This window comes from Paenibacillus sp. p3-SID867 (genome assembly GCF_025142895.1).
Lineage (GTDB): Bacteria > Bacillota > Bacilli > Paenibacillales > Paenibacillaceae > Paenibacillus_AQ.
On sequence record NZ_JAMBDM010000019.1, the window covers coordinates 1 to 14,287 of the forward strand.

13 protein-coding genes are annotated in these 14,287 nt (G+C 40.6%); 4 read left to right on the forward strand and 9 right to left on the reverse strand.

The genetic code is table 11. The features are described from left to right. The 5 genes from M4D81_RS28105 to M4D81_RS28125 form a co-directional block, all read right to left on the reverse strand. On the reverse strand, window positions 1-831 hold an 831-nt coding region (locus tag M4D81_RS28105), incomplete at its 3' end, for a DNA/RNA non-specific endonuclease (RefSeq protein ID WP_260068831.1). Between the two features lie 194 nt (window positions 832-1,025). Continuing rightward, complete coding sequence (locus M4D81_RS28110) at window positions 1,026-1,289, reverse strand: hypothetical protein (protein ID WP_260068832.1); 264 nt, start codon at window positions 1,287-1,289, stop codon at window positions 1,026-1,028. Window positions 1,290-1,404: 115 nt separating this feature from the next. Next, window positions 1,405-2,133, reverse strand: coding sequence for a copper amine oxidase N-terminal domain-containing protein (locus tag M4D81_RS28115; RefSeq protein WP_260068833.1), 729 nt, complete (start codon window positions 2,131-2,133; stop codon window positions 1,405-1,407). 342 nt (window positions 2,134-2,475) lie between these two features. After that, a complete protein-coding gene (locus M4D81_RS28120) occupies window positions 2,476-2,805 on the reverse strand; it encodes a YolD-like family protein (RefSeq protein WP_260068834.1) in 330 nt (109 codons plus the stop codon). Further along, a complete protein-coding gene (locus tag M4D81_RS28125; RefSeq protein WP_260068835.1) occupies window positions 2,802-4,073 on the reverse strand; it encodes a DNA polymerase IV in 1,272 nt (423 codons plus the stop codon). Before M4D81_RS28125 ends, M4D81_RS28120 begins: the two co-directional genes overlap by 4 nt. Before the next feature lie 220 nt (window positions 4,074-4,293). On the opposite strand from M4D81_RS28125, the gene M4D81_RS28130 reads away from it, so the two are divergent. Further along, entirely contained in the window at window positions 4,294-4,530 is a 237-nt protein-coding gene (locus tag M4D81_RS28130) for a hypothetical protein (RefSeq protein ID WP_148246157.1), read from the forward strand. Window positions 4,531-4,738: 208 nt separating this feature from the next. On the opposite strand, the gene M4D81_RS28135 is transcribed toward M4D81_RS28130, so the two are convergent. From M4D81_RS28135 to M4D81_RS28150, 4 genes are all read right to left on the reverse strand, one after another. Then, on the reverse strand, window positions 4,739-4,918 hold the full coding sequence (locus tag M4D81_RS28135) for an aspartyl-phosphate phosphatase Spo0E family protein (RefSeq protein WP_148246156.1): 180 nt from the start codon (window positions 4,916-4,918) through the stop codon (window positions 4,739-4,741). A 28-nt stretch (window positions 4,919-4,946) separates the two neighbouring features. Beyond that, complete coding sequence (locus M4D81_RS28140) at window positions 4,947-6,671, reverse strand: LPD1 domain-containing protein (RefSeq protein WP_260068836.1); 1,725 nt, start codon at window positions 6,669-6,671, stop codon at window positions 4,947-4,949. A 91-nt stretch (window positions 6,672-6,762) separates the two neighbouring features. Then, window positions 6,763-8,631 (reverse strand): phosphoadenosine phosphosulfate reductase domain-containing protein, encoded by a 1,869-nt coding sequence (locus tag M4D81_RS28145; RefSeq protein ID WP_260068837.1) that lies wholly within the window; start codon window positions 8,629-8,631, stop codon window positions 6,763-6,765. A gap of 21 nt (window positions 8,632-8,652) precedes the next feature. Next, window positions 8,653-8,940 carry a hypothetical protein gene (locus M4D81_RS28150; RefSeq protein ID WP_260068838.1) on the reverse strand — a complete coding sequence of 96 codons (288 nt, stop codon included), beginning with the start codon at window positions 8,938-8,940 and terminating at the stop codon, window positions 8,653-8,655. Window positions 8,941-9,514: 574 nt separating this feature from the next. Here M4D81_RS28150 and M4D81_RS28155 point away from each other — a divergent pair. The 3 genes from M4D81_RS28155 to M4D81_RS28165 all read left to right on the forward strand — a co-directional run bounded on the left by M4D81_RS28155 (window position 9,515) and on the right by M4D81_RS28165 (window position 14,236). Next, complete coding sequence (locus M4D81_RS28155) at window positions 9,515-11,389, forward strand: ATP-dependent nuclease (protein WP_260068839.1); 1,875 nt, start codon at window positions 9,515-9,517, stop codon at window positions 11,387-11,389. Window positions 11,390-11,398: 9 nt separating this feature from the next. After that, window positions 11,399-13,126 carry an ATP-dependent helicase gene (locus M4D81_RS28160; protein WP_260068840.1) on the forward strand — a complete coding sequence of 576 codons (1,728 nt, stop codon included), beginning with the start codon at window positions 11,399-11,401 and terminating at the stop codon, window positions 13,124-13,126. 561 nt (window positions 13,127-13,687) lie between these two features. Further along, window positions 13,688-14,236 carry an RsfA family transcriptional regulator gene (locus M4D81_RS28165; RefSeq protein ID WP_260068841.1) on the forward strand — a complete coding sequence of 183 codons (549 nt, stop codon included), beginning with the start codon at window positions 13,688-13,690 and terminating at the stop codon, window positions 14,234-14,236. Window positions 14,237-14,287: the final 51 nt, after the last annotated feature.

Below are 14,287 nucleotides of genomic sequence, written 5' to 3' on the forward strand. Positions count from 1 at the left end.
CACCTGTCCATTACCGTTTGTATCAACACTAGAAATGTCAGCGTTTTTATTTGAACTAGTTGAGTCAGAAGGCTCACTACCTGTTAATCCGAGTGATACATTTACTTCATCAGGGTTCACATTGTCAAATGTATCAACGATTTTGTTACCCTTTAACGTATAGGTGTACTGGTAACTTGAAGGAATTTGGGTTTCTGTATTCGGATATGTGACAATCGCTTCAAAATTAGTGGCTCCACCTACTTTGCGTATCGCATCTTCCATATAAGCCTGATCACCATGTCGGTTGAGTGTGCTATCTTGTGGGGTAATATTATATGCATTCGATACCCCTCCGAGAGAATCAGCAATGATATGTCCTTCATCTAAAACGTCACTTTCGACACCAGGAACCTTTGCCTCATCAGGGTAGTATCTGCCAGACGATAGTACAGGTTCGTTACGGTCGTCTTGTAGAATAATTTCATCAGCAATAACACGCACTAATTGCCCATATTCATTAGTAAATGCCCAATATTCACGGTCTCCGTATCCAATGTCAACAACAACGTTAGGTTCACGATGCCCAGACAAATCACCACCATCGACTTCGATAAGCTTGTATCCTAAAAACAATTCGTTATTTGGTTGTGTTGATGTTTCCTCTCCTACTGGTTCATCAACAACCGCTTTGACAGCTTCTTTTTTTTTACTATTCTTAGTTGTTGTATCTGTGGTTATTTCTTGTGAATCTGTTTCTACATCTGTATTGGATGTATCTTCTACGTTGGTACAACCAACCATAAAGATGATCGTTAAAATTAAGATTAAATAGTTCATTTTCTTTTTCATTTTAGGACTCTCCTATAATTTCATACTGTTCATTCTAAAAACGACGACTTTAACTATCTTTTCTTGTTCTATAATCTTACCATAAAAGACTAATATCCTATTGTATTACCCTGCCCCCGTTAGCGCAGCGAAGGCAGCCGATCTTAGTCGTCGGCTGCCTTCGGGTCATCATTAAGCTATAGTTTCCCGTTAGCTTAATCATTTTTTTCAATCTCTTCTTTTGCCTGGATTGGAATAGACATGTCAATTATTCCAGTACTACATTTCCTATACTTGGGCATTTCATCATTCAATATTTCGCTTAGTGGCGATTCGATATCAGCCCTGCCCCGAACAACCAATATTCTATCGTTTTCTTTTGCAACATCAAAACCTTCTTTATAATTCCAACGCTCATCAAAAATTAAAAAAGCCGTAGGGATGCTTTCCCATACGGCTCTCTTGTACGCGCGCTTCACGATTTAACTAAACCTTATCACGTAATCGAGTAAGTTGTCTATCTTTAGGACATCACCATCAATGAGTTTAATGCCTATCCACTAATGACCAGGCTAGCGGTTGACCAGGTAATGATTAAGGATAATATATCCTTGTACCATCGGAATAATTAAATGAAGTAATAGTCCAATTATTAGCCTTCTTAGTCATCTCAGCTTCAATACTGTAGCTATAGTTATAGTCGCCAACAATCCCATCTGAATGAAAGACCGCTTTAAATTTAGTAAGACTTTTATTCCATTGAATATACTCTGACTCAGGAAGACCTATTTCTACGTTATTTTTATGAAATTGAATCCAGTATTTCTTTTTGGACATCGCATTTGTTGCAAGAGTCAATGCTTGATTATCTGTCAATGGACGAGCATATACCGTAATGTGCTCAGAATTTCCCGTCAAAGTAGATTTATCCCATTTGATATAATCGTTCGGATAGAAGAAGTTACTTAAAGCTTTAAATTGTACATACACCGAGCCATTCTTCAACAATACTCCATTACCAACAGTAGCATTAAAAGTCTTCCCGCCTTTAGTTAGTGAAGCAGTTTTTGTCTTCTGATTCCAAGTTATTTTTACATCAAAATATGTATCAAGTTGTTCATCGTATCTGAATTGATAATTCATCGCCATACTACGGAGAGGGGCATATAGTCTACCCTCAGAAAGCAAACCGTTTACTCCGCCATATGCATCATAATCATCAATTGCGGCATAAGTGCTCTTTGGACCAATCATTAAAGCGCCACTTAATAATGATATAAAAACAACCCACAAAATTGGTTTTTTCAAAATAATGATTTCCATATTTACTCCTCACTCTTAAATATTCATACTACCAATAAATTTTACATGTATTAGCAATTATTAATACAGGTAAATTTATCCACTGATTTACCCTTTAGTTGAGTAACAGCAATTTATTCATTAGGTCACTACTACTCATCCATATGCCTAAAAAAGCGATTGTATAGCTCTCTTCTTCGTGCCCCGCGCAGGATGAGTTATTAAGCTAAACTGCCCGTTAGCTTAATGAGGCGGTGGCAGTCTAATTCTTTATTTTCTTTGGACAATGGATTCGAAGTGAGTACACAAGATATAGATAAACAATAAGAGCCTGCCGGGGTAATGTCTGGCAGGCTCTTATTGTTAGTACGCAGAGACAATATCATCAATCTTGATCCATTCCCATCTACCTATTCCGGTCGCCAGCTTGATTTCACGTCGGTATGTATGAATTACCGAGACTGTTCCGGTCAGTTCCTGGTCCTCATATTCGTCAAACAAGCGCACATTAATTTTACGATGCGTATGAAATGACTCAGCCAGCGCTTGCTCGATCAATTCCATTTCCTGTGAATCAAGTACCGACTTATCCTTCCTCCCCTCTTCCAGCTGCCTGCGGATGATTGTTTCCTTATGTTCTGGAAGCATCATCCGGCTAGACTCCCATAATCCGTTACCGTCTAATTTCGTCATTTATAGTGTCCTCCTATCTTAGCCGATCGATCGAGCGCCTGCCCGGCTGCCGTCATTGAAACTGCCCTAATCAAGATTGAATTTCCATATTTCAGTTTCAGCGCATCGGTTGTCCGCTCAAGCGCCTTCTGTCTTTCACGTCCAGTATCAAAAAGCGACAACTGATATTCATTATCCTGAGTGAGCTGCGTTAGGCTGATCCCCACACGACGTATTGGTAGCCCATCCCAATGTTCTTCCAGTAGCCTACAGGCCCAGCGATATACTTGCATGGTGATATTGGAGGGATCCTCCATCTTCATTTGTCTGCTAAACCCCGTAGGACGGTCAAAGTCTGCCCCCATACAACCGACAGACACAACATGACCCATGAAACTGAGGGCTCTGCATCGTTGGCAGACCAGCTCCGTCAGTTCCAATAGCACGACCTTGATTTCCTCCAGTTGAGCATAATCCCGTGGCAAGGTCATCATGTGGCCGACTGATTTAGGAGCTACTTGGTGAGTCCCTGGCCGGACCGGGCTGTCGTCGATACCATTTGCGATGCGCCAATACATTTCAGCTTGGATGTCGGAGTTTTTCCCGAATTTTCGCCGCATCATTTGCTTAAGCTTCCCAAGAGGTGTCTGTGCGACGTGTCCGATCGTCGGGAGGCCCATAGTAATGAAATGTCTCGTCATCCTGCTCCCAGCCATAAACATGTCACTGACTGGCCGTATCCAAAGTGTTTCAGGCAGCATTTCTTTGGTCAGGGTGAATATGCCGGATGAGTTCTTCTTAGCGTAATTATCACAGGCCGTCTTGGCAAGGATCTTGTTTTCGGCTAACCCGAACCGAGTATAGACCCCCGTGACTGCCTGAACGTGAGCCTGGATGATCCGTGCCATTTCTTCTGGAGTATCCGCAAAAAGATGCATTGATCCTGTTACATCAAGAAATTGCTCGTCAATACTGTAAGGCTCGACCAAGTCCGTATAGCTTTTGTAGATGTCCGTTATCAGCATGGATACGTCGATGTATCGCTGCATTCGCGGCTTGATCACTACAAGGTCTGGGCATTTTGCCACTGCTTCCCCAAGTCGTTCTGCTGTTGTAATTCCCTTTGCTTTAGCAAGAGGACATGCTGCTAACACAATTCCTGAACGACGTTCCGGATCCCCAGCGACCACCAAAGGCCGATCCTTATATTCAGGATGTTCAGCCTTTTCAACTGAGGCATAAAAAGACTGGCAGTCACCAAGCATCACCACACGTTTGGATGATTTCAACGCATATTCCTCCTTCGATAAAACAGGAACATTTGTTTGTATTATATGCGAACAACAGTTCCTTTATCAATGAGAAAAAAAGGGAAACTTTCAGATGATGTTCCTATTTTGTTCGGCTGTGCTATACAACCATTTAGGATATTGTTAAATAAAGCAGCTGGGCTCTAACGAAGAAAACAGACCGCATTACGAAGGTAGAGAATTATAAGGGGGTATTATCATGCGAAGATTCAACGAAATAAATGTTCATAACTCCACAGTCATCGAATGGGAAGGAAAGTTGTTAATTACGACACAGGATCCTTATCCAACTGATGAGGGGAAAATGTACACGGCTTTGGCAATAGATGAGGATGGGAACAAATACATTCTGGTATGGGATAATATCGATCCATTAGCGGTTGAAAAATCGAAAAACCATTGGGACCAGCCTTCGGGGATAACCCGCATAAAGTAGCACTTGTTAGGGGGGATATAGGACAGAGCGTGGAGCATAAGGACGGATGTTCTTTGCTGGGACAAGCGAGTATTTGCACGTACATCAGAAGAACATTGAACGAATAATGCTGGGCCTACCTGACCCATCAATAGCTCGAAAAACCAAGACGTACGAAAATGTGAAAAGAACAAGCGGGATCTCATCCGCCTGTTCTTTTCAGTTATTTTTATTTATTTCGATTTCGACGATCCATTGACATTGCTGTATATTCATTTATCAAACAATCAAGTTCCTGTGATTTTCTCAGAACATAAGCGGAATGAAGCCCTAAGCGTTTCCCCGCTTTATTCAGTATTCCTCGTTTTCGCTCAATATCTCTTTCCACTTCTTTCAAGGTCCTGGTCATTCCGATTCCTCCCGGTATTAGTGTTATATCAATGCGCATTCCGCCAAAAATGGTCACTTGTGAAAATACCAAGCTGCAGCATTACTTCCCACCATTTACGGAAAGCAGCATTAATCAACTGCCTTTCCTCACCGGTCGGGTATGGTCCACCAAACTGAGTGCCATATACTAAGTACGAATTAGTCATTCCGGCCTCGGATAATTCATCTTCAATCCATGCCTCGAATGCCCTAGCAAAGAGTTCATGATTGCTACGCCAGTAGGCTCCTCGACTTTTAGCATCGGAATAAAACAGGCTTTCATCTGAAGGGATGTAGAAGTTGTTTGGAACTTCCTTTCCCGCTTCCTTCAGTAAGTTACAATAAAGAATGCCTATGTCCATCCACATATTTTTCTTTATACGATATCGGCCCACCAAGGACTGAAGTGCGGCGCTCACATCGTAGTTATTCTTAGCTAATTCTCCCTTAACGCTTTGGTAATAATGATTTTCTGGAAGAGGGAGCGGATCAGGAACGCGAACAAGCCGCCTACCAGTACCTTCTTTTATGACCTTGATCAACGCTGCGAATGTCTCTTTTACCTCAACTGGAAGATGGGGGCCTGCATCGGTTCCGGATAATAAAGCCCGCTTACCATTCGTAAACTGATGGGAGTAAGAATATAAATTCTGATCCAAGGCATGAGCCCATTCATGGCACTGAGCCCCACCGCCGCGATACTTAGTCAAGTTCATGACGTTGGTAGCAACTTCAAAATGTGCAGCTGCTTTACCACTCCCTCGTGCTCCAAAGGCAAGCCCTAAGGCGCCATAAAATGAAATGGTTTTTGGGGGAAGCTTCAAAATCGAAGCGAGATCGGCCCATGCATTCCCTGAACATAAAACGTGATATCGGCCGGCAGCATCATCGACCCAATTGCCGAACTGAATGCCGCGAAATCCATAATATTCAATGAAATCATCTGGCTTCGCAACCCCCGAGGGATTCTCCGATAAACGGATAACCTCTTCGGGCACCTTACGTTCCCAAAATGCTTTATTATTTTGCCGACTACTGCTTCGTTCCTTGGGCTTTGCCCAGTTCCAGTCTCGTCCTTCCTCCGAATCGAAAGCCCTCTGATAAATCTTTCGGTAGCCAGCAACAGTGCGTGACTTTGAAATGAAAAGGGATAAAAATCGATCTCCGAGTGATAGCCAATAGCTATATGTCAAAAGATCCGGATTTTTCTTTACTTGATACTCGGATTGCGAATAATATGCATTGCGAACATTCTCGCGTAGTATTGTCACGGCCTCTTGAACAGAGTCTATCGTCTTTGCGTCTTTAAATAACGTTCTCAGTTCATTCACTGCTTGAATAAAGTATCTTCTTTGCAGTGGATCATCGGCAGGACGTTGGCTAACGCGGCCCCAAATGAGCTTAATCACTAGGGCAGCTTCAGATGTGTAACCCTCCTCCTGGAATGTTTCAACACTTAATGAGTCGATCATCCCATCTTTGCAGACTTGATGGTATGCCTGGATAGGGTCATCTTCAATCGCGGTCTGCCACTCTGGTGAAAATCTGGCCAGACCGGCCGTAAGATGCTTCCGTGCTCCGCGCAATTCCTCGCCACAATCGTAGGCGTATTGTTTCTTACTGCTGGATGACGACGGAAGTGGATCCAGTTCGACTTCATGCGGCATAGAAACTTGAAAGTCCTGATCGTATAAGAAGTAATCAAACAGTGACATAACTGATTGTTTAGACATATTTATACCTCCATGCTCCTCCGCGCAAGGCGGAGGTATTTTACCGTCCGCCAGGACGTAGAGAAAACAATGGGCAGTCATTCGTTTATCTTCAAATCATCGCTCTTCTTTTAACAAGCGCCCGCTTTATAGCTTCTGCATCTTCCTCCGAACATTGATCGACCCCTGTTCCATACGGATCAAACACAGAGTGCCCGAGCAATCGCTGGAATGGACCAGAAACACCGATTAACCGGTAGATCGCTTTACGGAACCTTTCAGTTACAGGAAAGCCTTCGACAGTTTCACGTTCTAGAACCATCTGATAGGCCGTAATGATTTCACTCTTACGCCATTCAATATCGAATCTAGCCATCGCCTGCAGGATCTGGGTTCGACAATCGATCGTCAAGTCACCGATCCCGCTTCCGATTTTAGACTTTCCGATGCGTTGAAATCCGGTAATGCCACCATAACGAATGTCCTGACCGATGGCTTTCAGAATTCGCCGGAACTGATAGTACTTTTCGTATTCCGGATGAGTCGAGATTAAATTCCCCATGCTCTTGTCCTGGGCTATGGTACAAAGATAACATCCCATCCTAGCCGATTTACCACACTGCATCATGGCCTCATTATCATTAACGACGGCCGCGCCGAGTGGACATTCACTACCCGCTGCATTTCCGTAAAACGCCAATAACTCTGTATTGCGAGCTCCTTTCCATGGTGCTCTGTTAAAAGCTAAATACGTCACGACTTCCTGCTTTGTCCAATCTCTAACCGGCGATGCTGTGCGAATATTGCCGACCGGGTGGTGTCCGTAGAAATCCCCACCAAAGTGCTTAGAGAGGCTGCGTCTTCTTTGTACACTTTCATTATCTCTGGAACCCAACACGAGTACCGTATCATCCGCTCCATCTGCTAGGAATACCGCTTCAAGAAACTCACGCGCCGGCTCAATTTTTAAGCGGCGGACACAATACTTAAAGGTTACTGACGGGGCCTGATATCCCTTGCCGATAATGCATACCAGGAGGGTGTTATCCTCACGTGGCTCGACGATATGGTACTCAATCCATGAGAAAGCTTTATGTAAAGCTTCCCGGAGATCATGAATAACTTTTTTGACGCCTGGATTTTCTACCAACGTGTCAGCAGAAATGACCATGATGCGTTTCGATGGATCCGGATTCTTTATTGCATGTTCAATCATCAGCTGCAGCGTAAGTCTAGAGTCAACGCCCCCAGAATTTAATAGGCCGATGATGGAATGTTCGTCATAAATCTTTTTGATTTTCGCCCTGGTGACGGCCAGCAACTCGTCATCAACCTTTTCAAGGTAATCCAAGGTCTCCCCCTCAATTACTCGTTTGGATCGCTTCTTCGGTTCGTTAGGTACCAAATCCCAAAAATCAAAAGATGGTTGGCAGCGATCCTCCGGAAACGGGAGCGGGATTTTACTCGCACCGTATGGAGGGATATCAAGAGAGTATATTTCAATGAATAAAGCGCACGTTGTATGAACTCCGTAAACCTGGAACTTATGCTTCGGACTCATAAGACTCCAGTCATTCATCGACGGATACAGCGCGGTTCTGAACATATCCGAGTCATCACATACTGTAGAGGCCACCAACGCGTCAATGGCTGCTTGTTCAGGCATTCTTAACCGGAACCCCGACTTCTCCAGGAACAAAAAAAGCGCTCCTGCAGCAGAATCGCTTCTAAAAATATCCTTCCATGAGTAACCACTGTCGGGAGCAATGCAATCCTGATCCGGCCGATCCTTTACGAAATGGTGGACTGCGTAGTAGGCTCCATTATGAAAAACGCCGGTCCAGTCCCGAATGACTCCATGAAATGCGAATCCGGCAGACTCGAAGTAATCCCACATGTCCAAGATGACCGAATTATAGTCTTTTAGGCGGTTTTGGATACCAACCTTAGTGGTGTTTTCGACTCGTTCATATGTCTCCATGATTTCTATTCCCCTCCCTCTTTAGCATCCAGACCCATGAATGTTGTAATAAATCCGGATGTAGTGCTCGTCAACGATGTCATATGCCCTGACTATCAGATGTAACGAGTAAGAGTTACGGCAATACAGCTCCTTATTCTTGATGAAATCTACTGCTTCCTCAATCGTATCGAATTGTTCTGAATCGATACGGCTCTCCAATGCAGTAATTTGGTTTACATTGGGAAGACATAAGGTCAACCGGTAATCCTTATAAACTCGCAGCATCCTCAAACCGTCTTTTTCAAATACTGTCTCCAAGCTGCTCATCTCTATTTCCTCCTTATTTTTGGACATAAAAAAAGAAGGCCCTAAAGGCATACGTGTAGCGCGTATGCTTTATAGCCTTCCTGTTTCAATCCGATTTTTATTAGCTGTAACCAGCTATTCACCATCTTTACCGAATAAACAACGGCAAAGAAAATACAAAGATAAATCTTAATATTTTTATTATAAAGCTGGATAAATACGTTGTAAATAAGACCGTAATTAACGATTAATTGTTGGGCCGTCCCAGTTCATTAAACTATTTGACATATAAGTGAAAGCATCGGATAAATATGCAACTATTGTAGGCAAGATCATAACAAAACATGCCATAGCTATGACTACTAACACAAGTTTTCTAAGTCTGTATTCCATCTGTTTTTTTCCTCCTTTCCTCAGTGTAAACGTTGGGACTTAAATTGAGGTTTCATTTTTTGAAGTGGCTGCTCTAGTCGATATTAGCCTAGTGTATTCCCATTTCGAAATACCTTATTAAATAACAATATTAGACAAGAAAGAAGGGAAATCCTTTCATTTTGTCGAATTTGGAAAATCAAATACTTTGAGGGTGGTATATATGTATCTTTCACGAATGATTATTGAAAACTTCAGAGGAATCCAAACAATGGATTTGTCTTTTAACCCAGATATAAATATCATAATTGGCGAAAATGGATCATCAAAATCGACAATAATCGATGCCATTCGGTTACTTTATAATTTAGGCGAGCCAATAAAAGAACTATTTGTCAAAAACGAAGACTTTGCAACAAACCTTCAAACCGGTGATTCCGCAAGCACCATCAAGATCACGTATGAATTTAGAGGGCTAACGGATATTCAAAAAGGGGCCCTATACGAATACATAGTTCTCGACCCTAATGAAGATTTCGCCTCAATTACAATTAGTTATGAAAAAAGGCGAGACAAGCACCCTAAATTTGAATACTTCACTGGAGCAAATCCGGGTCAAAGAGCTAGCTCTAGCACATTTGAAATATTCCAACATTACTATTTAGGGGCTCTTAGAGACAGTACTAGCGACTTGCTTTCAGCGAAGAAGAATATTTTAGGCAGGGTTATCAAGCGGAGTGTAGAGGCTAACCAAACTGAAGAAGAGTATAAGGCTATTCTTGAACAGGCAAATACCAATTTATTGCAGAAGGTAGAAGTAGGTTCAACTAAGACTAATATTAACAATAATCTTGCTCAAATTTATTCTACTATTTCACAAATAGATTTACATATTGAACAGTCTAAAATCGATTATATAGTCAATGTAATAAAACCATATCTCCCCTTTTCAAATCCTAACGTTGGGAATTCAGGGTTGAGCCTTTATCAAAACAGTCTAGGATATAATAATTTAATTTACATTGCTACTGTATTAAGTGATATGAGCGATCGGGTAAATAGAGATAATACCATTCATTATGCCCTCTTAATCGAGGAGCCCGAGGCTCACTTACACCCTCAGTTACAATTAAACCTGTACAATTTTTTGAAACAACAAATTTGTAGCGATAGTTGTCAATTGTTTATCACAACTCATTCGCCAACCTTAACTTCTAAATCCGATCTAGATAAGTTATTTATCGTTGACGGCAATAAGACCGTAAGTATCGGCCAAATTTTTAACGATAGAGAGCAAGAGAACTTATCACAAAACAATAAAGTGTTGAGAAACGCAGACTTTCTCACTAGAAGAAAAATGTTAGAAAGATATTTAGACGTAACTAAGTCTCAGCTGTTCTATGCAAAATCTTTAATCTTAGTAGAGGGCATTTCTGAAGAACTTCTACTATCAGCCTTCGCAGAACTAGAGAATTTTAAATTTGAAGAAAAGGATATAGAACTCGTACAAACTGGAACATCCTTTTACCCTTTTCTCCTTCTATTCAATTCAACAAATGAAGCTAAAAGAATAAATAAAAAAGTAGCTGTACTCACAGATGACGATAGATATACTGAATCCAAACACTCAGAATATTCGTTCGAAAACTTGTTGTTAGACAACTATAGAAAACTTAATGAATTGAGGGAAAATATCTCTCGAAGTTCCATAAGTAGTAGAATCGGAAATTTAAATTCATTCAAAAATCATCAGGATACAATTGGTATATTTGCAGGATATAAAACATTTGAATTTGAAATAGCTTTTTCTAATGTCGCGGCTAGAAAAAGTGAGGTGTTTATTAATACTTTATTTAAATATCTAGTTGATATTGAAAATGAAAAACTAGGCAGTATTCGTACCTACTTAGATCAGTGCTCCAGTGAACTAAATGAAATTGAAAGAATGAATGTTGCATTACTAACTTGGAAGTGTCTCCCGTCAAAATCCGAATTTGCTCAAGATTTTGCACATTACCTTATTACTAATAAAACTGATGTGATGCAGCATTTTACGATACCTTCTTATATAAAAAATGCATTTGCACATTTGAGGTAGGTTTTCAATATGGAATTTGAGACTAATGATGAACGCCGGCGGTATTTATCAAGTCGAGGTAGAATTATTGTAAATGCATGTCCCGGAAGCGGTAAAACTACTTCAGTTGCATATAAGCTAAATAAGCTTGCATGCAACTGGAGACAAAGCTATTCGGGTATCGCTTGCTTATCATTTACAAACGTAGCAAAAGACGAAATTAATGAGAAATATTATTCATTTTCAGGGAAATCACTAAGTCATCCTCATCTCGTCTCAACACTTGATAGCTTTATAAATCAATATATAACTTTGCCCCATTATCAAAAAGTATTAGGTTATACTAATAGACCAGTTATCATTGAAGATAATACTTGGCTTGATAACTTACCTTTACATCGATTTAAATTTGGAAATGTTCCCATTCAGTTCAGATATAGTCCATCGAAAATTGATATTACACATGATGACCAATTTGTTTACGATGGTCATTCATTAAACCTTAATCCGGAAGACAAAAATAGATTTAACCGTTATTGCCATGAAATTAAAAGAATTCAATTTAATAATGGACTTCTTAAGAACTCTGATTCGTTATACATTGCCTACAAGATCATATCTACTAATCCTGAAATTGTTAGATTGTTAAGTTTAAGATTTCCTTATATCATCATTGATGAAGCTCAGGATACTTCCGAAATCCAACACCTGATATTGGAAAAGCTCATCGAAAACGGCCTTGAAAATATTGAATTAATTGGGGATCCGTATCAATCTCTTTACGAATGGAGGGAGGCACGACCAGATTTGTTTTTAGAGAAAATTGCTTCCGGAAAGTGGACACCTTTAGAACTGTCTACTTGCAAAAGATCAGTACAGCCTATTGTTAACGCCTATAGCTTATTTAGAATGCAAGAACACAATAACCTTATCGGGCAGAAACTCCAAAATGAAGGCGATATGCCTTTACATTTAATTTACTTTGAAGAATATGACCGATTACTTACAAAATATCAGGAAATTTCTTCGGGCTTTGACGAGAAGAAAGTTCTTGTAAGAGGAAAATCATTGTTGGAATCACTTAATGCGACACTCCAATTTGATGATTATTGGAAGGACTCACCCTTCTCTCCATTGCAATTTATACTTTCTAAATCGGAGCTTGATAATGGGGACATAAAAGCAGCAATAAACAGGTTGTACAAATTTGTCCCGCTACTCCTTGACACGACAATCGCAGGAGATGAACTGAAGAAGAAATTATTTTATGATGATAATAAGCAAAACTATGCGCTGAAAGCTCAGATTCTTACACTTATTAAGAACGTTCCTGACTATGATATTTCTTTATTGGACTGGACGGCAGAGTTGGAAAACCTATGTCAGAGAATACTGGGTTTGTCTGAAGCGCCTTCGTTTACATTAAAAGCAGGAAAGTTTAGTCCTTATCATAAAAGAAGAGTAAACGAACTATATAAACAGCCAAGCAATTATTCAAAAGTAACGACAATCCATAAAGTAAAGGGAAAAACATTCGACTCAGTAATGCTAGTTCTTAGTGCTAACAGTACTGGTCAAAACCTCTCTATTAATGACTTTTGTCGTCCCAATCAAATGCCCGATGAGAAGAAGCGTTTACTTTATGTTGCAATGTCCCGACCAAAGTGGCAGTTGGTAGTAGCAATCCCGAAGTCAGCAGGAATGGACCAGGAGAAAGCAACATTACTTTTTGGGAATTGTGAAATTCATGAAGTATAATAATGTAATACACCAACAAACGACTTGTCATTTATTACGGTAGAGGGTATTCAGTTTTATGGAATTACTTTCAACGTGCCGCTGCTGAACGTGTTCCGGATACACACGGTGAGAGATCATGCGATCAGATGGCGTGGTAAACAGAATGCCTCCCTTTCCGTCCTTAACAGTGGATCATTCACGGAGATATGTTCATCGTACTCAGGAGTTTCATGCTAAGAATTGAAACGGCATGCAAGACTGGTTGTCAGTCATTGCAGCCGTTTTTTTTATACGCTAGAATATCACATAAATAAACTCCCTTCGTTTCCGGACTTAAGCGCCACTCCAACTATGATCTTCCTTTAAATAAACCTTCAATAAGGAACGTTTCCCCGTCTGAAAATAACGACGCGTAACGCAGCGTTACGTAAAATGGTGTATGTATATCGCACTTTCCATATTATGAAAGGCATATTGAAGCAACATTGGTAACGTAAAGGATCCTTGATTATTAATGTGAAGAATAAATACTTAATTATGTGGATAAACATATGAATAGATCATCACTTGGAGGTATTCATGAGAAGGAAAGATGAATGGAACTTTGACGACGACCTATTACTAGCCCAAACAGTTTTAGAACACATAGAGAATGGTAATACTCAACTCAAGGCATTTGAAGAGGTAGCATTAAGGCTAAAGCGCACTCCAGCAGCATGTGGTTTCCGTTGGAACAGCACTGTAAGGAAAAAATTCGATAAGCAGATAAAATCAGCTAAATTGAAAAGTAAATCTAAAAAGAAGCACCTTAGAAAAAGCATTGTATCAACTATCACTCACGGTATGGATCTTCATACAGTATATCAACATTCCGTTTCTCCGTTTGATCCACTTATTGAGACTCTTACTATGTTGAAGCGGGAGTATGAAAGAATGAGGGAAACAATCGATGACTTAACGAAGCAAGTTTCTCATCTCACGCTACAAGTTGAGAACCACGAATCGGCCAAGTCTCTTGTATCAGGATCTCCGTCAGAAGATATGCAAAACTTAATGCAAATTATAAGGAGAGCTGAGCAATTAGGATTGTTTGAAAAAAATGTACCAAAAGAAAAACCTGCCGGTTAAAGGCAGGTTTTTTGAGTGATTAAGTGCTCCCGTCTCGATTCGATCAGGAAC